Source organism: Roseateles sp. UC29_93, assembly GCF_042695725.1.
Classification (GTDB): Bacteria; Pseudomonadota; Gammaproteobacteria; order Burkholderiales; family Burkholderiaceae_C; genus Roseateles; species Roseateles noduli_A.
Genome location: NZ_CP170545.1, coordinates 6481189 through 6507929 on the forward strand (window position 1 = coordinate 6481189; position 26741 = coordinate 6507929).

The window sequence follows — 26741 nt, forward strand, 5'->3', positions numbered from 1 at the left end:
AGACCTGCATTCTGAACGGCACAAACAAGCTGGTCGCACTAGCATTGCGACATCACGACGACACCTCGCACGGAGGACTGCCATGGCACGCCAAGCCAACGACCTGATGGCGCAGTACGCCGCCTACCACCGCGACCGCCGCAACATCGCCACCCACTTCGTCGGCATTCCGCTGATCGTCTTCGCGATCGGCGTGCTGCTGGCGCGGGCGCAATTCCACGTCGCCGACTGGACCGTGTCCGCCGCCTGGGTGGTCTGGGGCGCCGCCACGATCTGGTACCTGACGCGCGGCAACTTCGTGCTCGGCCTGTCCACCGCGATCGTCAACGCGGTGCTGATGGCGCTGGCACATCCGCTGGCGGCGGGTTCCGTCGGCGGCTGGCTCGCCTGGGGACTGGGCAGCTTCCTGGTCGGATGGATCATCCAGTTCGTCGGTCATTATTACGAGGGGCGCAAGCCCGCCTTCGTGGATGACCTGATCGGGTTGCTGGTCGGGCCGATGTTCGTTGTCGGCGAAGCGCTCTTCGCGATGGGCTGGGGCCGCGACCTGCTCGCCGAGATCGAACGCCGCGCCGGTCCCACCCATCTGCGCGACTTGACGCATCCTGCCTGAGCCTCGCGGCATGACGACCTCGCTCCTTTGGGGGTCGGGTCTTGATGGGGCTTGCGGCGCGCCGCCAAGGCGCTTATCTTGGGGCGTCCGAATCCGTCAGCGATTTGCCCAAGTCCCGGCCAGGATTCAAGTCAGGATCCCAGCCAGGATTCCGCCAGGAGGCCCCATGAAACCGGTGTCCGAACTGTTGAAGAACCGCGGCCCGAGCGTCTGGCGCATCACGCCGGAAGCGACGGTGTTCGATGCGCTGCATCTGCTCGCGCAGCATGATGTCGGTGCGCTGCTGGTGATGGAGGGCGAGCGGCTGCTCGGCATCTTCTCGGAGCGCGACTACACCCGCAAGATCGCGCTGCAGGGCAGAGATTCGCGCAACACGCAGGTCAAGGAGGTCATGACGGCCAACGTGTTCGTCGTGAAGCCCGACACCGAGTGCCGCGAGTGCATGAGCCTCATGAGCCAGCGCAAGATCCGCCACCTGCCGGTGGTCGAGGGATCGACCGTCGTGGGCATGCTGTCGATCAGGGACCTGATGGACAACATCATCGCGGACGATGAGCTGACCATCGCTCAATTGCAGAGCTACATCTACGGTTAGGGGCTAACCGCCCCAGAACTGCAACGCGCGGTCGGCGCCGTCCTTGGCGGCGCGCGGCTTGGGCGGCTTGTCCGACGGCGTCGGCGTGCCCATCGCGATCCAGCCGAGCAGCGTCTCGCCCGGCTCGCAGAACGCGGCGATCAGACCCGGATCGCGCGCCTTCGCGCCGCTGAGCATCTTTCCGCCGAAGCCGAGCGCCTGCGCGGCGTTCAGGAAGTTCGTCAGCGCCCCACCGACGCAGGCCCACTGCTCGTGCGCCGGCACCTGCGGATGCCCCAGGTCCAGCCGCACGACGACGGCCACCGTCACCGGCGGCCGCAGCGCGCGTTCCTCGTCCATCGCCAGGCCGGCGGCGTCCTTGCCCGCGCGGCGTGCAGCCTCGACGAAGAGCGCCGCCATCGAGCGCTTCGCCTCGCCGCGCACGACCTTGAACCGGAAGGGCACCAGCCCGGCGTGATCGGGCGCGTGCAGCGCGGCATCGACCATCAGGCGCAGATGCCCGTCGTCGGGCCCGGGTTCGATCAGGTACTTCGGCCCGACCGAAGCACGCGTCAGCAGCAGCTTGAGGGCTTCGTCGTTCATGGCGGCTCACTTCCACGTTGCTCGGCAACGTCTCTCTTCAACGATTCAATTTCCGGCGCGCCGCGTAGGAACAGGCGTCGACCAGCATCACCAGCGCCAGCATCGCCAGCAGCACGGTGCAAGTCTCGCGCATCTGGAACAGGCTGAGGTGCAGGCTCAGCATCTGGCCGAGCCCGCCGGCCCCGACCACCCCCAGCACCGTCGCGGCGCGGATGTTGTTTTCCCACCGGTACAGCGTGTAGCTGAGCAGTTGCGGCGCCGCCTGCGGCAGCGTCGCGAACGCGAAGACCTGCCAGCGTGACGCGCCCGCCCAGCGCAAGGCCTGGGCGGTCTGCGGCGGTGCGTTCTCCAGCGCCTCGGCCATCAGGCGGCCGAGCACGCCCGTCGTGTGCAGCGCCAGCGCCAGCGTGCCCGGCATCGGCCCCAGGCCGGCGGCGACCAGCAGGATCGCCGCCCAGACCAGTTCCGGCACGCTGCGCAGCACGTTCAGCAACAGCCGCGAAGTCCAGCGCAGCAGCCCCGGCGGCCGGCTGGCCAGCAGCGCGATCGCGAGCCCGGCCACCGCCGCCAGGACGCTGCCAAGCGCCGACATCGCCAGCGTCTCCAACGCCCCCTGGCCGACGCGTCCGAGAAAGGCCGGCGCCCATTGCGGCGGAAAGAACTCCGCGATGAAGCGGCCCATCTGAGCGAGCGCCCCCGCCCCCAGCAGTTCACCCCAGCGCAGCGGCAACGTCGCGAAGCTCGCGACCAGCAGCATCAGCAGGCCGATGAGCAGCCCACGCACGCCCCATCGCGGAGACGGCCGGGCGGCGCGACGGGACGCCTCCGCGCCCTGGCCGGCTTCACGCGCTGGCCGCAGCCAAGCGCTGATCCGATCGGCCATCGCCACGAGCGCGATGAACACGAGCAGGATGGTCGCGACCTCGGCGCCGGCGAACATCTTGGTCGCGTTGTCGAGCTGCTGGCCGAGCCCGCCGGCGCCGACGAAACCGAGCACGACCGAGGACCGGATCGCGCATTCCCAGCGGTAGACGGTGTAGCTCACGAGCTCGTCAGCGCAACCGGGCAAGGTGCCGAAGAGCAGCGCCTGCAGACGTCCGGCGCCACCGCGCAGCAGCGCCTGCGTGGGCGCGGCGTCGGCGCTTTCGAGGATCTCGGCGTAGACCTTGCCGAGCATCCCGCCATAGGACAGCGCGATCGCCAGCACGCCGGCGCCGGGGCCGAGGCCGATCACGCGGACCAGCATCAGCGCCCAGACCAGCTCCGGGACCGAGCGCAGCACGATGAGCACGAGGCGCACGATCCCGCGCAGCGCCGCCGGCCCCGGGCCCATGCGACCCGCCACCGCGGACACCGACAGCCGCGCCGTCGCCAGCAGCGCCATCGGCACGGCGATCACCCAGGCGAGCGCCATCCCCACCGTCGCCATCGCCACGGTGCGCCACGTGTCGGCGGCGAGCATCGTCAGGAACTCGGCATCCAGGCGCGGCGTCAGGAACTGCGCGCCGAAACGCATCGTCGCGCGCAGGCTGCGTTCATCGAGCAGTTCCCAAGGATGGAACTCGCACCAGACAAGGAGGGGCCACAGCAGCACGAGCAGGCCGACGGCCAGACCGAGTCGTCGCGTGGCGGCGGGATCGCGGCGCCACGGGGCCGCGGCGGCGGCGCTCATCGACACATCGCCTGTGGCAACGACGCCGGCGGCAACGTGTCCTGCGCCACAGGCGGCGGCTCGTTCAGCAGGTCGGCGTAGATCTCGTCCAGTTGACACGCGCCGAGGTCCCGCGGCGGGCCGTCGTAGACGAGGCGCCCTTCGCGCAGCGCGATCACGCGAGGAAACACCCGGCATGCCAGGTCGACCTGGTGCAGGCTGCAGACCAGCGTGCGGTCCTGGGCGCGGGCCGTGTCTCGCAGGACCTCGAGCACGCGCTGCGCGCGCTGCGGGTCCAGCGCCGACAGCGGCTCGTCGGCGAGCCAGAGCCGCGCCTTCGACACCAGCAGCCGCGCAACCGCGACGCGCTGGCGCTCGCCGCCGGAGAGCTGATCGACGCGCGACCAGAGCCGATCGCCGAGCTCCAGACGGTCCAGCGCGTCGAAGGCGAGCCGCGCCTGCGCCTCGGTCGGGTTGAACAGCATGCGCAGGGTCTGCGCCATCGACGCGCCGGGCAACTGCCCGGCCAGCACCGCGGTGACCACGCGCTGGCGCGGCGGCAGCGGCGGATGCTGCGGCGCCAGCATCAGCTCGCGACGCAGCCAGTGGCGATCGCGGGACGCCAAGGCCCAGGCGTCCTGCCCCGCCAGGCGCATGGTCCCGCCCACAGGTGCCAGGGCCATCGCCATCGCGTGCAGCAGCGAGGTCTTGCCGGCGCCCGACGCGCCGATCAACGCGACCTGCTCGCCGGTCTCGATGCGCAGCGTCAGCGGCTCGACCAGCGTGCGCGCCCCGGCCCTCAGGTGCAGGCCGTCCAGTTCCAGCAGCGGCATCGCGATCGTCTCAACTCACTTCAGCAGACCGGCGTTCTCGGCGGCGGCCTTGATGCCGGCGTAGTTCTCGGGCTGCGTCGGCACGAACTTCGTCGCGCGCTGCAGGTCGAGGATCTCCTTGCCTTCCGGCGTCGACGGGTTGAGCTTCAGGAACGCGGCCTTGAGCTTCTCCTTCGTCGCGGCCGGCATGTCGGCGTGGACGCTCCAGTTGTAGTCGTAGTACGGCGGCGTCGTGAAGAAGACCTTGACGGCCGCGGCGTCGACCTTCTTCTCGGCGACGAGCTTCTCCCAGACGGAGATGTTGAGCGCACCGGCGTCGACCTTGCCCGAGGACACGGCGGCGACGGTGGCGTCGTGCGCGCCGGAGAAGGAGATGCGCTTCAGATCCGCGTCGGGGTTGATCTTCGCGGCCAGCAGGAACGAGCGCGGCATCAGGTGACCCGAGGTCGACGACGCGGAGCCGAAGCTGAGCGTCTTGCCCTTGAGGTCCTCGAGCTTCGTGATGCCCGACCTGGCGTCGGTGATGAAGACGGAGCGGAACTTCTCGTCCTCCTCGCGCTGGACCAGCGGGACGATCCTGCCGCCCGAGCGCACGTTGGCCTGCACGAAGGTGAAGCCGCCGAACCAGGCCAGGTCGATCTTCTTGTTGACGACGGCCTCGACGGCGGCGGCGTAGTCGGTGACGGGCGTCCACTCGACCTTCACGCCGAGTTCCTTCTCCAGGTACTTGCCGAGCGGCGCGAACTTGCGGGCCAGCTCGGTCGGCGATTCGTCGGGGATGGCGGTCACGCGCAGCACCTGCGGCGTCTGCGCCATCGCGGGCCCGGACAGGCCCGCCGCAATCAGCGACGTGGCGACGATTCCCTGCAGCGCACGGCTGACTTGTCGGAAAAGGCTAGGCATCGAAAGCTCCAGTCGAAACGGTCGAAGTCAAAGAAATTGCCGCCCCGAGGGCGGCCGCAAGAACCAGCGACATCGGATTGCCGAAGCGAGCGGCCCGAGCTTGCGCCGAGGCGCACAGCCGTACGCCCGTACGGCGAGCACCGCAGGCGCAAGATCGGGTCGCGCAGCCGGCAAGCCGATGTTGCTGGCGGAGAGACGTGGGAGTCGAACCCACCCGGCGATGCGTGGCATCACCCACCGGATTTGAAGTCCGGCCGATCCACCAGGATCGTTGTCTCTCCATTGATCGTTGCGCGTTCATGCGGTCTCGACGGCGTCGACGCGCGCGGCGCCGCCCCCCTCATGATCGTCGATGAACAGGCGGCTGTCGGTCCGCAGCCGGTGCGCGTCGCCGACGCGCCGCAGCACGCCGACCTTGTCGAAGAACTCCAGCACCTGGATCGCGCGCTTGCGCCCCAGGCCGCTGCGGTCGCGGAACACCGCGGCCTTCACGTCGCCGCCGAGGGCCGAGGCCCGCGCGATGCGCGCCAGCTCATGGATCGCCGTCGGCGCGTAGTACAGGTCCTTCACGACCTGGAACAGCTCGCCCCGCTGCGACAGGCGCGCCAGGGTCGTGCGCACCAGCGCTTCGGGCTCGTGCGCGTCCTTGGCCAGGTCGCGCGCCCAGGCGCCTTCGAAGCCCGCCGACAGCAGCCGCGGCATCACCTTCTGCGCGAGGCGCTCGTCCAGCGCCGACAGCTGGATGCCGTGCGCCGGCAGATGCGCCGACGCGCCGCTGATCGCCACCTGTCCGGCCGACGCCATCCGCCGCACGAGCGACTGCCACAGCGCCTCCGCCATGCGTGGGGCGGCCAGTCGCCGCCAGCGCGCGAGGTCGGGGCCGAGCTCTTCGGGCTGTTCCTCGTGATACCGCGCCAACCTGGCCAGCGCGACGCCCTCCCACTGCGCCGTCTGCGCGGCGCCGAGCGCCCACGCCGGTCCGTCGGCGCCGGGCACGACCATCGACGCACTGTCCGCCGCCAGCAGGGCCGCGCGCGCGTCGCTGGCCACGCCCTGCCCCGCGGCGAATCGCGCGAGATCGACGCCCATCGGCGCCTGCGCCAGCAGGCCGGCCAGCCGTTGCGCGGGCGAGTCCGCCGTCAGCGCGACGAGTTCCGCAAGCCGCTGCGTCGTGCGGCGATAACGTGCCGGCGCGTGCGGATCGAGCACGACCCCGCCGGCGAGCGCGCGCGTCGCCGAGGCGTCGCGCAGCACGACGCGATCGCCGGCCCAGGCGCCGATCGGTCGATGCAGCACGAGCTGCACGAAGCCTTCGCCACCGGGCCGCAGCGCATCGAACGCCTCACCGTCGACGCCGCCCAGCACCGCCACCGTTCCGGTCACCTGCTCCGCGCCGACGTGCACATGCACCGGCGTGCCGCCGCGCAGCGCCCGGGCTTCCCCGGACCACAGCCGCAGCCGCGCATCGAGGCGGTCCGTCCACTGCGCGACCTCGGGCGCGGCCAGCCATTGGCCGCGCTCGACCTCGTCCTTCTCCAGACCGGCAAGGCCGATGGCGACGCGTTGTCCGGCCGACGCGCGCTCCGCCGGCTCGTTCTGTGCATGCAGGCTGCGCACGCGGCCGCGCCGCGGCGACTGTCCCGGCGCGGGCGGCAACAGCAGGAGTTCGTCGCCGACCGCTACCTCGCCCGCATGCGCGGTGCCGGTGCAGACCGTGCCCACACCGGGCAGGCTGAACACGCGGTCCACCGCGAGCCGGAAGGCCTGTCCCGCGACCTCGTGCGGCGGCAGCGCCTTCGTCTCGGCGATCAGGTGCTCGCGCAACGCGCGCACGCCCTCGCCCGCGGTCGCGGCAACCTCGAAGACCGGTGCGTCCGCCAGCGGCGTACCGGCCACCAGCGCGCGGATCTCCTCGCGCCGCTGCGCGCGCGTCGCGATGTCCACGCGGTCGCACTTCGTCAGCGCGATCGTCCCGCGCGCGATCCCCAGCAGCGACAGCAGCGCCAGGTGCTCGCGGGTCTGCGGCATCACGCCGTCGTCGGCGGCCACCAGCAGCAGCGCGTGGTCGATGCCGGTCGCGCCGGACAGCATCGTGTGCACGAGGCGCTCGTGTCCCGGGACATCGACAAAACCGATGCGCGGGCCCTCGCTCGCGTCCAGGAACGCATAACCGAGCGTGATGCTGATGCCGCGCCGCTTCTCCTCGGGCAGCCGATCCGTGTCGACGCCGGTCAGCGCCTTCACCAGCGTCGTCTTGCCGTGGTCGATGTGGCCGGCGGTTCCGACGATCACGCGAGCGCCTCCTTCAGCTGCGCGAGCTGCTCGAGGAAGTCGGGCTCCTCGCGCGCCTCGTCCAGGCAGCGCAGGTCCATCCAGAGTTCATCGGCCTGCACGCGCGCGATCACGGGCAGCGGCAACCCGCGCAGGGCCGTGAGCAGGTCGTCGAGCGCGCGCCCGATTCCCCGCTTGCCGGGCAGCCGCGGCGTCAACACCAGCCCCGCCGACGGCAACGTCTCCACCGGCAACGAGCCCGAGCCGATCTGCCCGCGCATCGCGCTGACGCGCGCGTCGAAGCGGGGCGCGACGGCGTCCTCGACGCGGGCCAGCAGCCGCTGCGCCTGCGCCTCGATCTGGCCCACCGGCCGCGTCAGCAGCCGCAGCGTCGGCAGGTCCTGCGTCAGCCGGTCCGGCTGCAGGTACAGCCGCAGCGTCGCCTCCAGCGCGGCCATCGGCAGCTTGGACAGGCGCAACGCGCGCTTCATCGGGAACTTGCGGATCTTCTGCACCAGGTCCTTGCGACCGACGATCAGACCGGCCTGCGGCCCGCCCAGCAGCTTGTCGCCGCTGAAGGTCACGATGTCGCAGCCGTCGGCCAGCATCGCCTGAGGCAGCGGCTCGGCCGGCAGGCCCCATTGCGCCAGGTCGACCAGCGAGCCGCTGCCCAGGTCCGTCATCAGCGGCACGCCCGCGGCCTTGGCGATCGGGGCGAGTTCGGCCTCGCTCACCGACGACGTGAAGCCCTGGATCGCGTAGTTGCTGGTGTGGACCTTCAACAGCAGCGCGGTGTCCGGACCGATCGCGGACTGATAGTCCCGCGCATGCGTGCGGTTGGTCGTGCCGACCTCCACCAGCCGCGCCCCCGCCGCCGCCATCACGTCGGGCATGCGGAACGCGCCGCCGATCTCGACCAGCTCGCCGCGCGACACGACGACCTCCTGGCCGCCGGCCAGCGCGGCGATGCCCAGCAGCACCGCGGCGGCGTTGTTGTTGACGACCGTCGCCGCCTCGGCGCCGGTGATGTCGCACAGCAGCGATTCGACGAGGCTGTCGCGGTCGCCGCGCTCACCGCGCGCAAGGTCGAACTCCAGGTTGTTGGGCGAGCTCATGCAGCTCAGCACATGGCGCAGCGCCTCGTCGGCCAGCAGCGCGCGGCCCAGGTTGGTGTGCAGCACCGTGCCGGTGAGATTGATCACGCGGCGCATGCGCGGCGCGAGGCGCTCGACGCACAGGCGCTCGAGCTCGGACGTCAGGCGCTGAAGTTCCTCTGCCGGCAGCGTGCCCGCCAGCGCGCGCTGGCGCCACGATTCGAGCAGGTGTCGCGCCTGCGCGGCGACGAAGGCGTGACCGTGTCGCGCCATCAGGTGCGTGACCGCCGGATCGCGCAGCAGACGATCAACGGAGGGAAGGTCCTTCGGGGCCGCGGCCGCGGCGCGCGGCGCGGCCTGCCCGCGCGAGGGAACAGGGCGATCGTCGGGCGCGGCTGGGTCCTGACTGCTGACCGGGGAGCCTGCCGTCGGACCATGAACCATGGATGCCTCGGGCTTCATGCTCAGTGTCCTCCGGGGTCCGGAGGAGGCGCCTCGGCCTCGCCGAGGATCAGCAGCGGGTTGAACCCCTGCCTCACGAGGCCGAGTTCGCCGACCAGCAGATCGAGCGTCAGCGTCGCCAGGTCGTCGGCCAGCGGCTCGACCTGCAGGTCCTTTTCCATGTGGACCTGCTTGAGGTAGTGCCCGCAGGTCTCGCAGCACTCGGCCGCGACGGCCTCGGACTTGTTGCCGTCGGCGTCGACGAGGCTCTGGAAGGTGATGCCCTTCGTGCCCTGGCAATGCGTGCACTTGATGCGCACGTAGTGCCACTGCGCGCCGCACAGCGAGCAGGCCAGGAAGCGCTGCCCGGACTGTTCCGCCGCGATGCGCGTGATCGAGGCCACCGGTCGCGAGCCGCAGCACGGACAGACCGTCGGATCGTCGATCATGCCGAAGGGGGCGACGTGCTCGCCCTGGTCGCTGCCGTCGTAGCGCGCCTGCAGCTGCACGACGAGCCGCGCCCAGTACACCTGCAAGGCCGCGGCGATCAGCGGCGCCGCCGCCGGGTCCAGGCCCGGCGCGCCGCCGGCGAGCAAGGCGCCCGCCTGCTGCTCCAGCCAGTCGTCGTCGGCTTCGCCCAACTGCGTCACCAGCGCCTTCGCCGGATCGGGGATCGCCGCCGTCGCCATCGCGCGCAGCAGTGCGCGGAGTTCCTCGCGCCACACCGGATCACGCCGGAAGGTCGTCACGTCGAGCGGCGGCAAGCCACCGACCATCGCGCTGTTGACCAGCACCTCGTCCAGCAGCTTCATCGGCTCGGCGCGCCGGAAGCGCTCATGCTGCGCCTGCGCCAGCTCGGCCACGAACAGCAGGTAGTCCCGCATCGCATGCCCCTCGGCCAATTGGCGCAGGCGCAGCGCGCGCTCGGCGAAGAGGCCGGGCTCCGGCACCTTCACCGGCGCGGCGCGTGCGCCGGCGTTGACCGCGATCTCTTCCGGGGTCATGACCCGGACGGGGCTGGGGGATGTCATGCGCGGGGCCGCTCCTTCGCTTCCTTGTGCCACAGCGGGTGATGGTGCGCGGCCCAGGTGTCGGTGACCGTACCACGGGTCATCGCCCGGAACGAGCCCTTGACCCAGATTGCCGCGTAGACATGGATGATGATTGTCAGGATCAGGATCGTCGCCGATACCGAGTGCAGCAGCACCGCGATGCGACGCAACATGATGTTGCCTTCCGGGAACCAGGCGTGCCAGAACATGAAGCCGGTGACCAGCAGGAGGATCAGCGTCACGACCATCACCCAGAACACGATCTTCTGGCCGGCGTTGTACTTGGCCGCGGGCTGGACGCCCTCCTTGCCGGCGCCGGTGATCATGGCGGGGCTCTGCCGCATCCATTGCGTGTCGGCGCCGATCCAGAGGTTGTCGCGCCACATCCGCACCGCGAGGAAGGCGAAGGCGATCACCATGCCCACGCCCAGGTAGGGATGCAGCACGCGCGTCCACGGCCCGCCGCCGAAGAGATTGCTGAGGAAGTAGAGGCTCGGGTGGAAGAAGGCCAGGCCCGAGAGCCCGGCGCACAGGAACAGCAGCACGATGAGCCAGTGGTTGAGCCGCTGGCTGTCGCGATAGCGTTGCAGCAACATGGTGAGCTCCCGGTGGGTCAGAGGCCGCCGCTGGGCGGGGGTGTACGTCGAACGCCGCGGCTCACCGCCCGGCGCGCCGTCGGGGCCTTCGCCATGCTTGGCGCGTTCGTAGGCCAGTTCCTCTTCGGGATCCGGCTCGTCGTGCTCCGTCTTCTGCGGGCCGACCTTCATGTAGTGGAAGAAGCCCGCCACCGCCGCGCCGACCATCGCGGCGACGGCCAGCGGCTTGGCCGCGCCCTTCCACAAGGACACCAGCGGACTGATCTGCGGATCCTTCGGCAGCCCGTGATAGAGCGTCGGCTGGTCCGCATGCTGCAGCACGTACATCACGTGCGTGCCGCCGACGCCCTGCGGGTCGTACACACCGGCGTTCTGGTAGCCGCGCTCCTTCAGGTCGACGATGCGTTCGGCGGCGAACTCGTGCATGTCCTCCTTCGAGCCGAAACGGATCGCCCCCGTCGGGCAGGCCTTCACGCAGGCGGGTTCCAGGCCCACGCCGACGCGGTCCGAGCACAGGCTGCACTTGTAGGCCTTGTTGTCGGCCTTGCTGATGCGCGGCACGTCGAACGGACAGCCGGTCACGCAGTTGCCGCAGCCGACGCAGTGCTCGGAGATGAAGTCGACGATGCCGTTCTGGTACTTCACGATCGCGCCCGGCGCGGGGCAGGCCTTCAGGCAGCCGGGGTCCTCGCAGTGCATGCAGCCGTCCTTGCGGATCAGCCACTCCAGCTTGTTCTCGACGACTTCCACTTCCGAGAAACGCATCACCGTCCACGACTGCGGGGTCAGGTCGCGCGGGTTGTCGTAGGTGCCATGGGTTTCGCCGACGTCGTCGCGCAGGTCGTTCCACTGCATGCAGGCGACCTGGCAGGCCTTGCAGCCGATGCACGAGGAGACGTCGATCAGCTTGGCGACTTCCGTCGTCGTGCGCCGCGCGTCGGGGCTGGGCAGCGTCGTCGCGGAGCGCTTGGCGATGTCGAGGGATTGCAATGAAGACATGGCTGAGGCTCCTCAAGCTTTCTCGATGTTGACGGTGAAGCTCTTGAACTCCGGCGTCTGGGTGTTGGCGTCGCCCACGAACGGGGTCAGCGTATTGACCAGATAACCGGGCTTGGCCACGCCGACGAAGCCCCAGTGATTCGGCAGGCCCACGGTGTGGACCCGCTTGCCGCCGACATCGAGCGATGCCACGCGCTTGGTCACCACCGCCACGGCCTTGATGAAGCCGCGGTTGGAACTGACCTTCACCTGGTCGCCGTTGCCGATGCCCTTCTCCTTCGCGAGTTCCTCGCCGATCTCCACGAACTGCTGCGGCTGGATGATCGCGCTCGTGCGCACGTTCTTGGTCCAGTAGTGGAAGTGCTCGGTGAGCCGGTAGCTGGTCGCCACGTACGGGAACTTGTCCGGCTTGCCGAACTGCTCGCGGTCGGCCTTGAACACCCGGCCGGCCGGGTTGTTCATCGCCTTGGCGTTGGTCGGGTGCATCGGGTTGACCGTCAGCGGCGACTCGAAGGGCTCGTAGTGCTCCGGCAGCGGGCCGTCGACCATGCCGCTGGGCGCGAACAGGCGCGCCACGCCCTCGGCGGTCATGATGAAGGGCCGCACCGCGTCCTCGTCATTGGGGTTGGCGTCCGGCCGGATGTCCGGCACGTCGGAGCCGCCCCATTTGTCGGTGTAGCTGATCAGTCGCCGCTTCGGATTCCACGGCTTGCCGCTCGGGTCGCAGGACGCGGCGTTGTAGAGCACGCGCCGGTTCGCCGGCCAGGCCCAGGCCCAGTTCAGCGTCTGGCCGATGCCCCACGGGTCGCTGTTGTCGCGCCGGGCCATCTGGTTGCCCGCCTGCGTCCACGCGCCGGCGTAGATCCAGCAGCCGCTGGAGGTCGTGCCGTCGTCGCGCAGCAGGCCGAAGCCGGAGAGCTGCTCGCCCGCCTTCGCCAGGACCTTGGTCGGATCCTTCGGATCGGTCACGTCGGCCAGCGCCTTGCCGTTGAACTCCATCGCCAACTCCTCGGCGGAGGGGCTGTGCGGGATCTTGTACGGCCAGCTCAGGTTGACGATCGGATCCGGATACGCACCGCCGTCCTTCTGGTACAGCGCGCGCAGGCGCAGGAAGATCTCCGCGATGATCTCCGCGTCGCCCTTGGCCTCGCCCGGGGGCTCGGCGCCCTTCCAGTGCCACTGCAGCCAGCGTCCGGAGTTGGTCAGCGAGCCGTCCTCCTCCGCGAAGCAGGTGCTCGGGAAGCGGAACACCACGGTCTGGATCTCTTCCGTCTTCACGTCGTTGTGCTCGCCGTAGTTCTTCCAGAACTCGGCGGTCTCCGTGTTGAGCGGATCGATGATCGCGAGGAACTTCAGCTTGGACAGGCTCTCGACCACCTTCTTCTTGTTGGGGAAGGAGCCCACCGGGTTGAAGCCCTGGCAGATGTAGCCGTTGACCTTGCCCTGGTGCATCAGCTCGAAGGCCTGCAGCACGTCGTAGCCCTTGTCCCACTTCGGCAGGTAGTGGTAGGCCCAGTCGTTCTCCTTGGTCGCGGCCTTGCCCCACCACGCCTTCTGCTGGCTGACGAAGAACTTCGGATAGTTCTGCCAGAAGCTCATCTGGTTGGGACGCAGCGGCTTGAGCGCGCGGGTCTTGTAGTAGGTCTCGAGGTCCTGCTCCGAGTCCTTGGCCAGCGACATGTAGCCCGTCAGCGAGGTCGACAGCAGGCCCAGGTCGGTGAGGCCCTGGATGTTGCTGTGGCCGCGCAGCGCGTTCATGCCGCCGCCGGGCTGACCGATGTTGCCCAGCAGCAGCTGCACCAGCGCGCCGGTGCGGATGATCTGCGAGCCCTGGCTGTGCTGCGTCCAGCCCAGGGCGTACAGGATCGTCATCACCTTGCCGGGGGCCGAGGTCTCGCCGATCTGGCGGCAGATCTCGACGAACCGGTCCTTGGGCGTGCCGGTGATCTCGCTGACCTTCTCGGGCGTGTAGCGCGAGAAATGCTGCTTCATGACGTTGAGCACGCAGCGCGGGTGCTGCATCGTCATGTCGACCTTGGCGAAGCCCTTCTCGTCCATCTCGTAGGCCCACGACGCGTTGCTGTAGGCGCGCTTGGCCTCGTCGTAGCCCGAGAAGATGCCATCCTCGAACTTGTAGCCCTCACCGACGATGAACGGGGCGTTCGTGTAGTGCCGGACGTACTCGGTCTGGATCTTGTTGTTGCTCAGCAGGTAGTGGATGACGCCGCCCAGGAAGGCGATGTCGGACCCCGCGCGGATCGGCGCGTAGTAGTCGCTCATCGCGGCCGAGCGCGTGAAGCGCGGGTCGACGACGATCAGCCGGGCCTTGTTGTGATGCTTGGCCTCGATCACCCACTTGAAGCCGCAGGGATGCGCCTCGGCGGCATTGCCGCCCATGATCAGCACGAGATCGGCGTTCTTGATGTCCACCCAGTGGTTGGTCATCGCGCCGCGTCCGAACGTCGGGGCCAGACTGGCCACCGTCGGTCCGTGTCAAACGCGAGCCTGGTTGTCGAACGCGAGCATCCCCGTCGAGCGCATCGCCTTGTGGGTGATGTAGCCCGACTCGTTCGAGGATGCCGAAGCGCAGATCATGCCGGTCGAGAGCCAGCGGTTGACCGTCTTCCCGTCGGCGTTGCTGGCGATGAAGTTGGCGTCGCGGTCGGCCTTGAGCAGCTTCACGAAGCGGTTCATCGCCTCGTCCCAGCTGACGCGCTTCCACTCCTTGGCGCCGGCCTCGCGGATCTCCGGGTACTTCAGCCGGTTGGGGCTGTGGACGAAGTCCAGCAGGCCCGCGCCCTTCGGGCACAAGGTGCCGCGATTGACCGGATGATCGGGGTCGCCCTCGATGTGGATGATCTCGGAACTGACGTTCTTCGCCTTGTCCCCGAGCGAGTACATGATGATCCCGCAACCGACCGAGCAGTAGGGGCAGGTGTTGCGGGTCTCGGTCGCCCGGGCGAGCTTGAACTGGCGCGTCTCGGCCAGTGCGGCAGTCGGAGAGAACCCCAACGCCACGAGGCTCGAGCCCATCACGGCCGCCCCGCTCACCCGGAAGAAGTGCCTCCGGTTCATGTCCATCTTGTGCCTCCTGGGCTCGGCCTCCGCTCACGAAGGCCGACCTGGGTGAAATGCACGGCCGTCACGCGGCCCGTTCGAGCATTTCGGCACAAAGCTCCCGCTTTGTCCAATGGGGACTCACCCTCTGACGCGAGGGAGAACCGCAGGGCGCACCGCGATAGGCGATGGGATTTTCTGACGGTCCGGTTTGTGCGTTGCAGCGACCGAGCGGCCCGCCGCGCAGGCCGGTGCCCCTCTGCGCTCAATCTCCTCCTCGCCGCTCGGAATTCGCTCCGAGGGGCACCGGCCTGCGCGGCTCCCGTTGCAGTGCAGCACGGCGTGGAGGGACCGCCGCGGGCGGTGGGGTCAGGTGTTTTTCGAGATGGTGATCGTCGGGAATTTCGATGAGTAGTCCTTGGCCTGGCCGGCCAGCTTCACCGCGATCTTGCGCGCGATCTGCTTGTAGGCCTGGGCGTGCGGGCCGTCGGGCTCCGCGACGACCGTCGGCTTGCCGCTGTCGGCCTGCTCGCGGATCGACAGGGCCAGCGGCAGGGAGCCGAGCAGCTCCTGCGAGTACTGGTCCGCCATGCGCTGGCCACCGCCGCTGCCGAAGATGTGCTCGGCATGGCCGCACTGGCTGCAGATGTGGATGGCCATGTTCTCGACGATGCCCAGGATCGGCACGCCGACCTTCTCGAACATCTTCAGGCCCTTCTTCGCATCGATCAGCGCGATGTCCTGCGGCGTGGTCACGATCACCGAGCCGCTCACCGGCACGCGCTGCGACAAGGTCAGCTGGATGTCGCCGGTGCCCGGCGGCATGTCGATCACGAGGTAGTCCAGATCGCGCCAGCGCGTCTGGCGCAGCAGCTGATCCAGCGCCTGCGTCGCCATCGGACCGCGCCAGACCATCGCCTGGTCGTCCTCGACCAGGAAACCGATCGACATCAGTTGCAGGCCGTGCGATTCCAGCGGCTCCATCGTCTGGCCGTCGGTGCTCTCCGGACGCCCGTGGATGCCCAGCATCAGCGGCAGGCTGGGGCCGTAGATGTCCGCATCGAGCAGGCCGACGGTCGCGCCTTCGGCCGAGAGCGCCAGCGCCAGGTTGGCGGCCGTCGTGCTCTTGCCGACGCCACCCTTGCCGGACGCCACCGCGATGATGTTCTTCACCCCCGGCAGCAGTTGCACGCCGCGCTGGACGGCGTGGGCGGTGATCCTGGTCGTCAAGCCGACGCTGACGTTGCCGACGCCCGGCACCGACCGCGCCGCCTCGACCAGCGCCGCGCGCAGCGCATCGATCTGGCTGGCGGCGGGATAGCCCAGCTCGACGTCGAAGCTGACCGCGTCGCCCTGCACCTTGAGGTTGCGGAGTTGCTTCGTGGAGACGAAATCGCGACCGGTGTTGGGATCGACGACCTGCTGCAGGGCCTGCAGCAGCGGCGCTTCTTGAATCTGGGGAGCTTGGGACATGGGCGAAGGTGATCGTGGCGATCAGAGGAATGTCGACGGGCAGTCTAGCCGAGCGGCCAAAACCCGATACTCGAAGGCGGATGCCGGAATCAGTTTCCGGCGCACTTTCCGGGCACATCCGGCGCAGAAATGGAAAAAGGGGTTGCAGCGCTGCTGCAACCCCTTTGTTCTGGTGGGCCCTGAAGGATTCGAACCTTCGACCAACGGATTAAGAGTCCGCTGCTCTACCAACTGAGCTAAGAGCCCGAAATTCTCTTTGTCTTCTTGTCGTCCTGCAGGTTTCTATCGAAACTTGCGAAGCCGAGATTATGTCAGATATTTTGTCCTCGTCACACCGAATCCCCTCTGACATCGTCTCGTCGTCCGTGAATCGCACGCAACATCCTGCGCGTCCTTCACTCTGACGATCCGACAAGGATCGGTTGGTGGGCCCTGAAGGATTCGAACCTTCGACCAACGGATTAAGAGTCCGCTGCTCTACCAACTGAGCTAAGAGCCCCCGAGAACAATCAACTGACTGCCATCTGAAACGATGGTGGGTCGTGCAGGATTCGAACCTGCGACCAACGGATTAAAAGTCCGCTGCTCTACCGACTGAGCTAACGACCCGAAGCCTGCACGCCTAAGCCTGCTTCAAGCAGTGAAAGCCGAGTTGCCCCGACCTCCGCTGCATCGCTTCGAGGTGTTCGCCCCTCAGCAGAGCCTCACATTATAGGACGGTTTTTTGTGGTCGCGCAAGCGCCTTCAGATACCGTTTCACCAGCTCCGCCGCCGCGACCATGCCGAAGCCGGCAGTGACCGCGACACTCGATCCATACCCATGGCAATTCAGGTTGCCATCCAGGTCGCAGGCATCGACGCCTTCCGGCCGCGTCACCGGCTCTCGCGAGAACACGCAGGTCACGCCCATCGCGCCCTGGCGCGGCGCGGCGTGGAACTTGCGCAGCCGCTGACGCAGGTTGGCCAGCAGCGGATCATGGGTGGTCTCGGACAGGTCCAGGATCTCGACGTCCTGCGGCCGGTGCTTGCCGCCGGCGGCGCCGATGCAGATCTGGGGGAGCTTGAGCGCCCTCGCCCACGCCGCGATCTGCGCCTTGGCGCGGACCTGGTCGCAGGCATCGACGATGCCGTCGACCTGCACGTCGCCGAGCAGCGAGGGCCAGTTCTTGTCGTCGACGAAGTCCTCGATGGTGACGACCTCGCAGCCCGGGTGGATGTCCGCGATGCGCTGCTTCAGCGCTTCCGCCTTGGCCATGCCCAGCGTGCTGCCGAGCGCCTGCACCTGGCGGTTGATGTTGGATTCGGCGACATGGTCGAGGTCGACCAGCACCAGTCGCGCCACCCCCATGCGGGCCAGCGCCTCGACGACCCAGGAGCCCACGCCGCCCAGCCCCACGACGCAGAAACGCGCCGCGCGCAGCCGCGCGTAGTCCCGCTCACCGTGCAGACGGCGCAGACCGCCGAAGCGGCGCTCCGCGTCCGCTTCCAGATCGAGGGGGCCGTGCCCGGTCTCCAGACTCAAGATCGTTGCGCGCCGGAGCGCGTCCTCAGCAGGTCGGCAAGCAGCGGTTCAGCGCAGTCCCGCCGCGCGTTCCTTGGCGGCCTTCGCGGCCTCGCTGCCGGGGTAGGCCTTCTGCAGGTCTTCCAGCGTCTTGCGGGCGCTCTTGGTGTCCTTGAGCTCGATCTGGCAGTTGGCGATCGCCAGCAGGCTCTCGGCCGCGCGCGGATGGTCCGGATTCGCGGCGACGAAGGCCTTGAAGGTCGCGATCGCGCCCTTGTAGTCGCGCTTGCCGTATTGCGCGTTGCCCAGCCAGAAGCGCACCGAGTCGGAGAAACCGCTCGCCGGGAAACGCTGCAGGAAGGACGTGAAGGCGGACACCGCCTCGTTGAAGTCGCCGCGGCGGATCAGGCCCATCGCGGCATCGAACTGGCGCTTCTCTTCCGGATCGGCCTGGAATTCCTTGCCGTCCAGCGACACCTTCTGCGGCTCCAGCGGGCGCAGCCGGTTGTCGAGCGTGGCCGACTGGTCGGCCACCTTGCGCTGGGTTTCGGACAGGTCGCGCGCCAGCTGTTCGTTCTGGCCGCGCATCTTGGCCAGGTCCGACTTCAGCGCCTCGATCTGTCCGGACAGGTCCAGCAGACCGCGTCGCGCGGTCTCGAGCTGGCCCTGCAGCTCCGTGACACGGGCACGCTGCGCGTCCTCGTTCTGCGCCATCTTGGTCCGCAGGTCGAGGATGGCCTTGCGGGCCTCGTCGTCCTCGAACAGCGCCGCCCGCGCGGGGCCGGCGGCGCTCAGCGCCATCAGCACGCCGATCAGCGCGGCCTTGGCCGCCGACACCGGCGCGAAGGGGAAGGAACGATGGAATCGCAGCATGCTCATGTCACCGGATCACTTGTCGCGCAGTTCGACGCGACGGTTCTTGGCCCACGCCTCTTCGTTGTGGCCGGTGTCGGTCGGACGTTCCTTGCCGAAGCTCACCGCCTCGACCTGGCCCGAGGACACGCCCAGCAGCGTCAGCGACTTGGCGACGGCTTCGGCACGCTTCTGGCCCAGGGCCAGGTTGTATTCGCGGCCGCCGCGCTCGTCGGCGTGGCCTTCGAGGCTCAGCTGCAGCGCCTTCTTGTTGTTCAGGCGCTTGGCGTGGTTCTCGATCAGGCTGCGGTACTCGTCCTTGACGACGAAGCTGTCGAAGTCGAAGAACACGACGCGCTGGTTGGACACGGCGGCGTCCAGCTGGGCGCCCAGGTCGACGGTCTCGACCTTGCGTTGCGCGTTGGCGTTCGGGTCGACCTGCGGGCCGCTCGGCTGCGTCACGACCGGGGTCTTGTTCTCGACCGGGGCCGGTTCATCCAGCTTGGTCGAGCTGCAGGCGGACAGGGCTGCCGCGGCCACCAGGCCAAGCATCAGTTTTTCGAGTTTCATGGGCATACGCTCCTAGAGGTCAAGCGGGCGGGAGTTACGGTCTGGACATGGCGGTGGACAGCGCCGCCGGTGAAGCCGCGGGGAACAGCAATTGTGAATCATCGGCTAACACATCCGTGGGGCCGGCATGCCGGCGCGGAGGGGTCGTCGAATCGTCGCGATCACGCTTCGCACGGGATGGGCGAAGCGCGACGCCAACGTAGGCAATCCATGTGCCCGGCGTTGCGAAATGCTTCGATTTCCCGGACGTGCGAGCGCTCGGCACCGGAGGTCCTCAGTTGCCGAAGGGGCCCCACGCGGGTTCCCGGATGTCCGAGACGCCCGGCGTGGCCAGCTTCGCCTTGACCTTGCCGTCGAGCGTCGTCGTCATCAGGACGTCGCGGCCGCCGGCGCGTGTCGCGTAGACGATCAGCTTGCCGTTCGGGGCGAAGCTGGGGCTCTCGTCGTCGCTCGTGTCGGTGATCTGCTGGACCTGGCCGCCGCCGAGGTCCATCACGCACAGCTTGAAGGTGCCGCCGCCCACGCGCGTGACATAGGCCATCGTGCGGCCGTCGGGGCTGATGGACGGGCTGATGTTGTAGTTGCCGCTGAAGGTGTACCCGTTCCGCGTTGCCGCCGCCGGCCGGCATGCGGTAGATCTGCGGCGCGCCGCCGCGGTCGCTGACGAAGTAGATCTGCGCGCCGTCGGGCGAGAAGGTCGCCTCGGTGTCGATGGCGGAGGTCTGCGTCAGGCGCTTCGCGCCCGAGCCGTCCTTGTTGATCAGGTACAGCTGCGAGCCGCCTTCGCGCGAGAGCGTGACCACCAGCTGCTGGCCGTTCGGCGAATACGACGGCGCGCTGTTGGTGCCGCGGAAGTCCGCGACCTTGCGGCGCTTGCCGGTGCGCAGGTCCTGGATCCAGACCACCGCCTTGCGCGATTCGAAGCTGACGTAGGCGACCTCGTTGCCGTCCGGCGACCAGGCCGGCGAGATGATCGCCTCGGGGCTGTTGAGCACGGTCTGCTCGCCCTCGCCGTCCGCGTCGGCGACGCGCAGCGAGTAGCGCGGGCCGGCCTTGTTCACGTAGACCAGCCGCGTGGCGAAGACGCCGCGCTCGCCGGTGAGCTTCTGGTAGATCGTGTCGGCGATCTTGTGCGCCGCCAGGCGCAGGTCGCCGGCGACGACGGGGACGCTCTCGCTGCCCAGGTCCGTGCCCTTGACGACGTCCCACAGGCGGTAGCGCACGTCGAAGCGGCCGTCGGCCAGGCGCGTCGCGGAACCGGCCGCCAGCGCGTCGGCGGCGCGCGCGCGCCAGTCGACGAACTGGGGTTGGGAGGTCTCGCTCATGCCGGCCTGGCCGGGCACGATGCTGAACTGGCCGCTGCGCTCGAGGTCGGCGCGGATGATCGCCGCCAGCGGCTGGCCAGTGGCCGATTCGTTGTTGAAGTCGCTGATCGCGATCGGCAGCCGGGTGGCGCCGACACCGGCGATCTCGACCCGGAACTGCGCGAGCGCCGGCATCGCCAGCCCTGCGGCCATGCCGCCGAGCAGTCCACGGCGCGTCAGCGCGCCGATGCCGGGAGGAAGAAGAGCGGAAGGGGTGGCAATCGTCTTGGTGCTCATCGGCTTGCGGAACGAATGGAGGCCTGATTGTGCCCGAGGCCTGAACGGGTGTTTCGGATCGGCGAGGTTACAAAGGGCAAGGCCGTCGGCAAGCGGCGCGCCACCCTGCATGGACAAGTTGGCCGACTACTCGAACCAGTTGATTTCAACGGCGCATTCCATCAATTGCAGTCATGGCGTCGGATCCGCCCTTTCCCAGAATCACTTCTTTCGCCCGCGCGCCCCGCCGCGACCACCGAAAGGAAGTCATGTCCCTGCCGCCCTCCGTCCATCGCCCGCCCGCCTGGTCCTGGTGGTCGTTCGTCGGCCGCCTGCTTCTGCCGCGCATGGGCGGCACGGTCCAGGCGTGGCTGATCGCCATCGTGTGCCTGGTGTGCATCGGGCTCTACCGGGCCGTACTGGCCCAGACGCTGCCCCCCCGCCACGGACACCCGTGAAGGGTCGTTGACGCTGGTGATCCCGTTCAGTGCCGGCAGCGGACCGGACCATGTCGCGCGCACGATGGCGCTGGTCTGGCGCGAGCGTTCAGGGGAGCAGGTGCTGGTACGCAATCTCCCGGACCGCCAGGGCTACGTCGCGTCGCGCCAGGTGGCGAGCGCGCCACCCGACGGACGGATGCTGCTGCTGACCTGCAGCACCTTGCTGGAGCGCCCCGCGCGCCTGGCCGACGACCCGTTCCAGCCCCCGGCCGCTTCGGCGGAGGACTCCACCCCGATCGCGCGCGTCGGCCAGCTCCCGTTCGTCACCGTGTTCCCGCCGCGCATGTTCGGTCGATGGCTGACGCCGCTGTCGACGCCGCCGTCCCTGGCCGGCGTGGCCAGCGCCCTCCCCGCGTCGATCGCCGATCCCCGGTTCGCGGCCGGTGCGGCACTGGCCGATCCGCCGGATCGTGCGGATTTCGACGACCTCGACATGCGCGACGTGCCGGCCTGGAACGCGTTGCTCGCACCGCCGCGACTGCCCGGTGCACTCGCGGCCCGGTTGCGCACGGTCTGGGGGCAGGTCGTGTCCGATGCCCGCGTGCGCCTCGCGCTGGCGCAGAGCGGCACGGAACTGTGGGAACGGATCCCCAAGGAGTCCTCGCGATGACCGGCATTTCCTTCAAGCACGTCGTGGCGGCGACCGCACACTTCCACCGGCTGGTCCGCGCCCGGCTGGTGATCGAGGACGGCCTCGCCCATGCGCAGACGCAGATCCTCGGCGCCGCACGGCTGGCGGGTCTGCTGATGTTCCGCAGCTTCCGCGTGGACATCGCCACGCTCGCGCCGGGCATGCGACTGCCGTCGGAAGAGGCCGAGCTTCACGGTGCCCGGCTGCGGGAGGTCCTGCTGGCGACCTTGCAGCAGCTCGGCCATGCGCTCCACCTCGACGAGGTCGATCATCACTGCAAGAGCGCGGCACTGTCCCGGCTGGCGTTCGTCGAAGTGCACGAGCGCCTCACCCTGCCGGTGCTGGCGTATCTGGAGCAGTCGCCGATGAGCGTGCGCGATGCGGCGGTGGCCGCGGCCACCGCGACAGCCGGCGTGATCCATGACCATGCGCCCGCGATGCCCGCGTACCAGGCCACGGCGCTCGCGCTCCACGGCTTCGAGGAAGGCTTGACGACGGTGCCCTGGCCGCTGGCGTCGACCTGCGCCGCCGCGATCTTCGGCCGGCCCTCCCGGGCCTACATCAGCACGATGTCGTAGTGCTCGGTCTGGTTCGTCGGCTCGGCGGTCAGCGAGATCGGCTTGCCGATGAAGTCCGACAGCCCGGCCAGATGCTGGTTCTCCTCGTCGAGCAGCATCTCGACGACGTTGGCCGCCGCCACCACGCGGAACTCCTTCGGATTGAACTGCCGCGACTCGCGCAGGATCTCCCGCAGGATCTCGTAGCAGACGCTGCGGGCGGTCTTGACCTGGCCGCGGGCCTCGCAGGTCGGGCACGGCTCGCAGAGCATCCGGGCCAGCGACTCGCGCGTGCGCTTGCGCGTCAGCTCGACCAGCCCCAGCTGCGTGAAGCCGCCGATCGTGACCTTGGTGCGATCACGGCTGAGCTGCTTGCGGAACTCCTGCAGCACCGCGGTCTTGTGCTCCTCGCGGGTCATGTCGATGAAGTCGACGATGATGATCCCGCCCAGGTTGCGCAGCCGCAGCTGGCGCGCGATGGCGCCCGCCGCCTCGAGGTTGGTCTTGAAGATCGTGTCGTCGAAATTGCGCGCGCCGACGAAGCCGCCGGTGTTGACGTCGATCGTCGTCATCGCCTCGGTCTGGTCGATGATCAGGTAACCGCCTGACTTCAGGTCCACGCGCCGCGCCAGCGCGCGGGCGATCTCCGCATCGATGTTGTTGAGGTCGAAGATCGGGCGCTCGCCGCGATACAGCTCCAGCTTGGCGGTCGCCGTCGGCATGTAGGTCTCGCCGAACTGGCGCACCACGTCGTACTGGAGCTTGGCGTCGATCCGGATCGAATTGGTCCGGTCGCTGGCCAGGTCGCGTAGCACGCGCTCGACCAGGCTCAGGTCCTGGAACAGCAGGCTGCCGGGCGGCAGGCTCAAGGACTTCTCGCGGATCGAGTTCCAGGTCTTGCGCAGGTAACCGATGTCCGCGCCGAGCTCCTCGTCGCTGGCCTCCTCGGCGTTGGTCCGCAGGATGAAGCCGCCCGTGTTGCCGTCCTGCACGCCGGCCGAGACCAGCGTCTGCATGCGCGCCCGCAGCGCGTCGCGCGCCTCGGGCGAACCGATCTTCTGAGAGATGCCGATGTGGTTGTCCTGCGGCAGGTGCACGAGCAGCCGGCCGGCGATCGAGATCTGCGTCGACAGCCGCGCGCCCTTGGTGCCGATCGGGTCCTTGATGACCTGCACGGTCAAGGCCTGGCCCTCGTAGACCTGGCGCTCGATCGGCACGGCCTGGGCGCCGTCCCCGTGCGCGCCATGATGGCCGCGGGGATTCACGCCGTTCAGGTGCAGGTCCGCGACATGCAGGAAGGCCGCCCGTTCCAGCCCGATGTCGATGAACGCGGACTGCATGCCCGGCAGCACCCGCGCGACCTTGCCGAGATAGACGTTGCCGACGAGGCCGCGTTCCAGCGTCCGTTCGATGTGCAGTTCCTGCACGGCCCCGTTCTCGACCACAGCCACCCGCGTCTCCTGCGGGGTCCAGTTGATCAGGATGTCTTCCATGTTCTTGTACTCCAGCGCTCTCGTCAGCCTCGGGGCTGGCGGCAACGCTCGAGTCGCCTTACGGAAAGCTTTGTCGGTCCAGGGTCCGCTCTTGATGCTTCGTCAGGCTCCGCGCCGCGCTCCGGTCTCAGACAACGACACCGGCCTCCCGCAACAGCTGAGCCGTTTCGAACAACGGCAGGCCCATGATGCCCGAATAACTGCCGGCGATGTGTTCGATCCAGGCGGCGGCCTGACTTTGTATCGCATAGGCGCCGGCCTTGCCCATGGGTTCGCCGGAAGCCACATAGGCGCGCAGGCGCTCGTCGCCGACCTCGGCGAAACGCACCAGCGACACGTTGACCGCGCTCAGCACGCGGCCGTCCGGCGTGCCGATGGCGACGGCCGTCAGCACGCGGTGTTCGCGCCCGGACAGGCTGGCCAGCATGGCCGACGCATGCGCGGCGTCGTCGGGCTTGCCGAGGATGCGATCGCCGATCGCCACCGTCGTGTCCGAACACAGCACCGGCGCCGGCGGCAAGCCGCGGCGTTCGCGGCGTTGCAGCGCAGCATCGAGCTTGGCCGCGGTGACGCGGCGCACGTAGGCGTCCGGCGACTCGCCGTCGATCACGGCCTCGAGCGCTTCGGCATCTTCCTCGGCGCCGGGCAGCAGCAGTTCATGGCGGATGCCGATCTGTTCCAGCAGTTGCCGGCGGCGCGGGCTCTGCGAAGCGAGGTAAACGAAGTCGGTGGAAGAGACGGCGGTCATGTCGAAGCGCTGGAACGATGGAGGCGGTGGAACAGCGACGTGGAGCGCACGAGGGCTCACTCCCGGTGATACGGATGACCTTCCATGACGGACCAGGCCCGGTAGAGGCCCTCGGCCAGCAGCACGCGGACGAAGGCGTGCGGCAGCGTCAGGTCGGACAAGCGCAGCTTCTCGTCGGCGCGCGACTTGATGCTGCCGTCGAGTCCGTCCGGGCCGCCGATGAAGATCGCGACGTCGCGCCCGTCGCCGCGCCAGGTCTCGAGCCGCTGCGCGAGCTGCTTCGAGGTGACGCGCTCGCCGTGCTCGTCGAGCACCACGCGCCTGGCGCCCTTGGGGCAGGCGGCGTCGAGGCGCTGGGCCTCGGCCGCCATCAGCTGCTCGGTCGACTTGCCGGTGGTGCGCGGTTCCGCCTTCACCGCCTTGAGCTCCAGCCGCATCTCGGGCGGGAAGCGCTTGGCGAAATCCTCATAGGCCTCATCGGCCCAGGCCGGCATCTTCTGGCCGACCGCGCACAACACCAGGCGCACGGGGTCAGGCCTTGGCCTTGGACTTCGTGCCGGTCTTCACCGTCGTCTTCTTGGCGGCGGGCTTGGACACCGACTTGGCCGCCGGTTTCGCCGCCGGCTTTCTCGCCGCGGCCGCCGGCTTGGCGGCGGCGACCTTGGGCGAGACCTTCTTCGTCGCCGGCTTCTTGCTGCCCACCTTCACCGTCTCGACCGGCGCCTTGGTGGCGGCGGGCTTGCGGGCGGTCTTGGCGGCAGGCTTGGCCGCGGCCGCGGTGGTCTTGATGCTCGTCTTCTTGGCGGCAGGCTTGCCAGCCGGCTTGGCGGACTTGGTCGCGGCGGACTTCGTCGGCGCGGCCTTCGTCGCCGACTTCGCGGCGGCGGACTTCGTGCCGGTCGCGCGCGTCGGGGCCTTCTTGGACGCGGCGCCGATCGCCTCGCCGTCGACGGACTTGAGCTTGGTGGACTTCTTGTCGGCCTTCTCAGCCTTCTGGGCCTTCTTGTCGGCCTTCTTGTCCGCGCCCTTGTCAGCCTTGTCGGCCTTCTTGGCGGAGGACTTCTTCGCCTTCGGCGCGTCGTCCTCGTCGTCCATCGGCTCGGACGCCTTCACCAGCTTCGTGCCGCTGTTGCCCAGCTTGAGCTTCACCGGCTTGCCGCCCCAGATCTCTTCCAGGTGGTAGTACTGGCGGATCGCCGGCTGCATCAGGTGGACCACGGCGGCGCCGCAGTCGACGATGATCCATTCGCCGTTGTCCTCGCCCTCGGTGCGCATGACCTGCATGCCGCGCTTCTTGACCGTCTCGCGCACGCTGGAGGCCAGCGCCTTGGTCTGCCGGTTGCTCGTGCCCGAGGCGATGATCACGCGCTCGAACAGCGGCGACAGGCGCTCGGTGTCGAAGACCAGGATGTCCTGGCCCTTCACATCCTCAAGACCATCGACGATGGCACGTTCCAGTTTCTTGATGTCCATTCAGTTCTCACTGTAGAGACGGTGCCGGGCAATATAACCCGCCACCTCGTCGCCCACCACGGGCCCTACGTCAGCGCCCTCGGCCGCCAGTCGGCGGGCCTCGGTGGATGACCATTCCAGCGCCGGCATCGTCAGCCGGACCAGCCGATGCGGCCGTTCCAGCAGCGCCGCCGGCGCCTGTACCTTGTCCTGCGCGCGGGCCGCGACTGCCAGCCCCATGCGCTCGACCAGTTCCTCCCAGCCGTTCCAGCTTGGGAAGCCGGCCAACTGGTCCTGCCCGAGGATCAGCCAGAGCGCGTCGTCGGGGCGCTCCTGCTGATACTCGCGCACCGAGTCGAGCGTGTAGCTCGGCCCGGCGCGTGTCATCTCGCGATCGTCGAGGACGAAGCGGGGATCCCCCGCCCACCCCCCGCGATCGTCAACCGCACCATCTCGGCGCGGTCCGCGGCGTCCGCCATCTGGCGGCCCGACTTCTGCCACGGCCGCCCGGCGACGATCCAGCGGACCTCGTCCAGCGCCAACTGGTCGAGCGCCGCATGCGCCAGCGCCAGGTGCGCGCGGTGCACCGGATCGAAGGACCCGCCGAACCATCCGACCTGCCGTGCCCGGTCCGGGCGGTCCGGGTGGTTCAAGCCGTTCGAGGGCCCCTCGGCAGCGCTGTCGCTCACTCGCGTCC

Annotated in this window: 24 protein-coding genes, 4 tRNA genes and 2 pseudogenes; 5 read left to right on the top strand and 25 right to left on the bottom strand. The window is 68.9% G+C overall.

Features of this window, described 5'->3' with window-relative positions:
• Nucleotides 1–82 precede the first annotated feature (82 nt).
• Both ACFJIX_RS30180 and ACFJIX_RS30185 read left to right on the top strand, forming a co-directional pair.
• Nucleotides 83–613, top strand: coding sequence for a DUF962 domain-containing protein (locus ACFJIX_RS30180; protein ID WP_377156611.1), 531 nt, complete (start codon nucleotides 83–85; stop codon nucleotides 611–613).
• Between the two features lie 166 nt (nucleotides 614–779).
• Nucleotides 780–1208 (top strand): CBS domain-containing protein, encoded by a 429-nt coding sequence (locus ACFJIX_RS30185; protein ID WP_377156613.1) that lies wholly within the window; start codon nucleotides 780–782, stop codon nucleotides 1206–1208.
• A gap of 3 nt (nucleotides 1209–1211) precedes the next feature.
• On the opposite strand, the gene ACFJIX_RS30190 is transcribed toward ACFJIX_RS30185, so the two are convergent.
• The 19 genes and pseudogenes from ACFJIX_RS30190 to tolB form a co-directional block, all read right to left on the bottom strand.
• Nucleotides 1212–1790: a nitroreductase gene (locus tag ACFJIX_RS30190; RefSeq protein WP_377156614.1), complete on the bottom strand. Its 579-nt coding sequence runs from the start codon at nucleotides 1788–1790 to the stop codon at nucleotides 1212–1214.
• Between the two features lie 37 nt (nucleotides 1791–1827).
• Nucleotides 1828–3462, bottom strand: a complete 1635-nt coding sequence (gene phnE, locus ACFJIX_RS30195) for a phosphonate ABC transporter, permease protein PhnE (RefSeq protein ID WP_377156616.1) — start codon at nucleotides 3460–3462, stop codon at nucleotides 1828–1830.
• A complete protein-coding gene (locus tag ACFJIX_RS30200; RefSeq protein ID WP_377156617.1) occupies nucleotides 3459–4274 on the bottom strand; it encodes a phosphonate ABC transporter ATP-binding protein in 816 nt (271 codons plus the stop codon). Before ACFJIX_RS30200 ends, phnE begins: the two co-directional genes overlap by 4 nt.
• A gap of 15 nt (nucleotides 4275–4289) precedes the next feature.
• A complete protein-coding gene (locus tag ACFJIX_RS30205) occupies nucleotides 4290–5177 on the bottom strand; it encodes a putative selenate ABC transporter substrate-binding protein (RefSeq protein ID WP_377156619.1) in 888 nt (295 codons plus the stop codon).
• 185 nt (nucleotides 5178–5362) lie between these two features.
• A tRNA-Sec gene (locus tag ACFJIX_RS30210) sits at nucleotides 5363–5458 on the bottom strand.
• Between the two features lie 16 nt (nucleotides 5459–5474).
• Nucleotides 5475–7469: a selenocysteine-specific translation elongation factor gene (selB, locus tag ACFJIX_RS30215; RefSeq protein ID WP_377156621.1), complete on the bottom strand. Its 1995-nt coding sequence runs from the start codon at nucleotides 7467–7469 to the stop codon at nucleotides 5475–5477.
• Nucleotides 7466–9004, bottom strand: a complete 1539-nt coding sequence (gene selA / locus ACFJIX_RS30220; RefSeq protein WP_377156623.1) for an L-seryl-tRNA(Sec) selenium transferase — start codon at nucleotides 9002–9004, stop codon at nucleotides 7466–7468. The genes selB and selA overlap by 4 nt, the downstream gene beginning before the upstream one ends.
• A 2-nt stretch (nucleotides 9005–9006) precedes the next feature.
• Nucleotides 9007–10014: a formate dehydrogenase accessory protein FdhE gene (fdhE, locus tag ACFJIX_RS30225; RefSeq protein ID WP_377156624.1), complete on the bottom strand. Its 1008-nt coding sequence runs from the start codon at nucleotides 10012–10014 to the stop codon at nucleotides 9007–9009.
• A complete protein-coding gene (locus ACFJIX_RS30230) occupies nucleotides 10011–10631 on the bottom strand; it encodes a formate dehydrogenase subunit gamma (RefSeq protein ID WP_377162058.1) in 621 nt (206 codons plus the stop codon). Before ACFJIX_RS30230 ends, fdhE begins: the two co-directional genes overlap by 4 nt.
• A 105-nt stretch (nucleotides 10632–10736) precedes the next feature.
• Nucleotides 10737–11630: pseudogene (gene fdxH, locus ACFJIX_RS30235) on the bottom strand (formate dehydrogenase subunit beta); the annotation flags it as partial.
• Between the two features lie 12 nt (nucleotides 11631–11642).
• Nucleotides 11643–14711, bottom strand: a complete 3069-nt coding sequence (fdnG, locus tag ACFJIX_RS30240) for a formate dehydrogenase-N subunit alpha (protein ID WP_377156626.1) — start codon at nucleotides 14709–14711, stop codon at nucleotides 11643–11645.
• 345 nt (nucleotides 14712–15056) lie between these two features.
• The gene (gene apbC / locus ACFJIX_RS30245; protein ID WP_377156627.1) at nucleotides 15057–16160 is read right to left on the bottom strand and encodes an iron-sulfur cluster carrier protein ApbC; all 1104 of its coding nucleotides are present in this window, start codon (nucleotides 16158–16160) and stop codon (nucleotides 15057–15059) included.
• Between the two features lie 170 nt (nucleotides 16161–16330).
• Nucleotides 16331–16406: transfer RNA gene (locus ACFJIX_RS30250), tRNA-Lys, on the bottom strand.
• Nucleotides 16407–16583: 177 nt separating this feature from the next.
• A tRNA-Lys gene (locus ACFJIX_RS30255) sits at nucleotides 16584–16659 on the bottom strand.
• Between the two features lie 34 nt (nucleotides 16660–16693).
• Nucleotides 16694–16769, bottom strand: a tRNA-Lys gene (locus ACFJIX_RS30260).
• A gap of 100 nt (nucleotides 16770–16869) precedes the next feature.
• Nucleotides 16870–17682 carry a ThiF family adenylyltransferase gene (locus ACFJIX_RS30265; RefSeq protein ID WP_377156628.1) on the bottom strand — a complete coding sequence of 271 codons (813 nt, stop codon included), beginning with the start codon at nucleotides 17680–17682 and terminating at the stop codon, nucleotides 16870–16872.
• Nucleotides 17683–17730: 48 nt separating this feature from the next.
• Nucleotides 17731–18540 (bottom strand): tol-pal system protein YbgF, encoded by an 810-nt coding sequence (ybgF, locus tag ACFJIX_RS30270; protein WP_377156630.1) that lies wholly within the window; start codon nucleotides 18538–18540, stop codon nucleotides 17731–17733.
• A 9-nt stretch (nucleotides 18541–18549) separates the two neighbouring features.
• Nucleotides 18550–19083, bottom strand: a complete 534-nt coding sequence (gene pal / locus ACFJIX_RS30275) for a peptidoglycan-associated lipoprotein Pal (protein WP_377156631.1) — start codon at nucleotides 19081–19083, stop codon at nucleotides 18550–18552.
• Nucleotides 19084–19357: 274 nt separating this feature from the next.
• Nucleotides 19358–20612 (bottom strand): annotated as a pseudogene (tolB, locus tag ACFJIX_RS30280) (Tol-Pal system beta propeller repeat protein TolB).
• 320 nt (nucleotides 20613–20932) lie between these two features.
• On the opposite strand from tolB, the gene ACFJIX_RS30285 reads away from it, so the two are divergent.
• The 3 genes from ACFJIX_RS30285 to ACFJIX_RS30295 are packed head-to-tail and all read left to right on the top strand — an operon-like array spanning nucleotide 20933 to nucleotide 22372.
• Complete coding sequence (locus ACFJIX_RS30285) at nucleotides 20933–21121, top strand: hypothetical protein (RefSeq protein WP_377156632.1); 189 nt, start codon at nucleotides 20933–20935, stop codon at nucleotides 21119–21121.
• 7 nt (nucleotides 21122–21128) lie between these two features.
• Nucleotides 21129–21773, top strand: coding sequence for a hypothetical protein (locus tag ACFJIX_RS30290; protein ID WP_377156633.1), 645 nt, complete (start codon nucleotides 21129–21131; stop codon nucleotides 21771–21773).
• On the top strand, nucleotides 21770–22372 hold the full coding sequence (locus tag ACFJIX_RS30295) for a hypothetical protein (protein ID WP_377156635.1): 603 nt from the start codon (nucleotides 21770–21772) through the stop codon (nucleotides 22370–22372). The genes ACFJIX_RS30290 and ACFJIX_RS30295 overlap by 4 nt, the downstream gene beginning before the upstream one ends.
• Here the strand turns inward: ACFJIX_RS30295 and rng are convergent.
• The 6 genes from rng to ACFJIX_RS30325 form a co-directional block, all read right to left on the bottom strand.
• Nucleotides 22351–23844 carry a ribonuclease G gene (rng, locus tag ACFJIX_RS30300; RefSeq protein ID WP_377156636.1) on the bottom strand — a complete coding sequence of 498 codons (1494 nt, stop codon included), beginning with the start codon at nucleotides 23842–23844 and terminating at the stop codon, nucleotides 22351–22353. The genes ACFJIX_RS30295 and rng overlap by 22 nt on opposite strands.
• A 127-nt stretch (nucleotides 23845–23971) precedes the next feature.
• Complete coding sequence (locus tag ACFJIX_RS30305) at nucleotides 23972–24592, bottom strand: Maf family protein (protein ID WP_377156638.1); 621 nt, start codon at nucleotides 24590–24592, stop codon at nucleotides 23972–23974.
• 56 nt (nucleotides 24593–24648) lie between these two features.
• On the bottom strand, nucleotides 24649–25119 hold the full coding sequence (gene rlmH, locus ACFJIX_RS30310; RefSeq protein ID WP_377156639.1) for a 23S rRNA (pseudouridine(1915)-N(3))-methyltransferase RlmH: 471 nt from the start codon (nucleotides 25117–25119) through the stop codon (nucleotides 24649–24651).
• Nucleotides 25120–25123: 4 nt separating this feature from the next.
• Nucleotides 25124–26065: a ribosome silencing factor gene (rsfS, locus tag ACFJIX_RS30315; protein WP_377156641.1), complete on the bottom strand. Its 942-nt coding sequence runs from the start codon at nucleotides 26063–26065 to the stop codon at nucleotides 25124–25126.
• Complete coding sequence (locus tag ACFJIX_RS30320; RefSeq protein WP_377156643.1) at nucleotides 26066–26431, bottom strand: nicotinate-nicotinamide nucleotide adenylyltransferase; 366 nt, start codon at nucleotides 26429–26431, stop codon at nucleotides 26066–26068. It abuts the gene before it with no gap.
• The gene (locus ACFJIX_RS30325) at nucleotides 26428–26733 is read right to left on the bottom strand and encodes an adenylyltransferase/cytidyltransferase family protein (protein WP_377156645.1); all 306 of its coding nucleotides are present in this window, start codon (nucleotides 26731–26733) and stop codon (nucleotides 26428–26430) included. The genes ACFJIX_RS30320 and ACFJIX_RS30325 overlap by 4 nt, the downstream gene beginning before the upstream one ends.
• Nucleotides 26734–26741 lie beyond the last annotated feature (8 nt).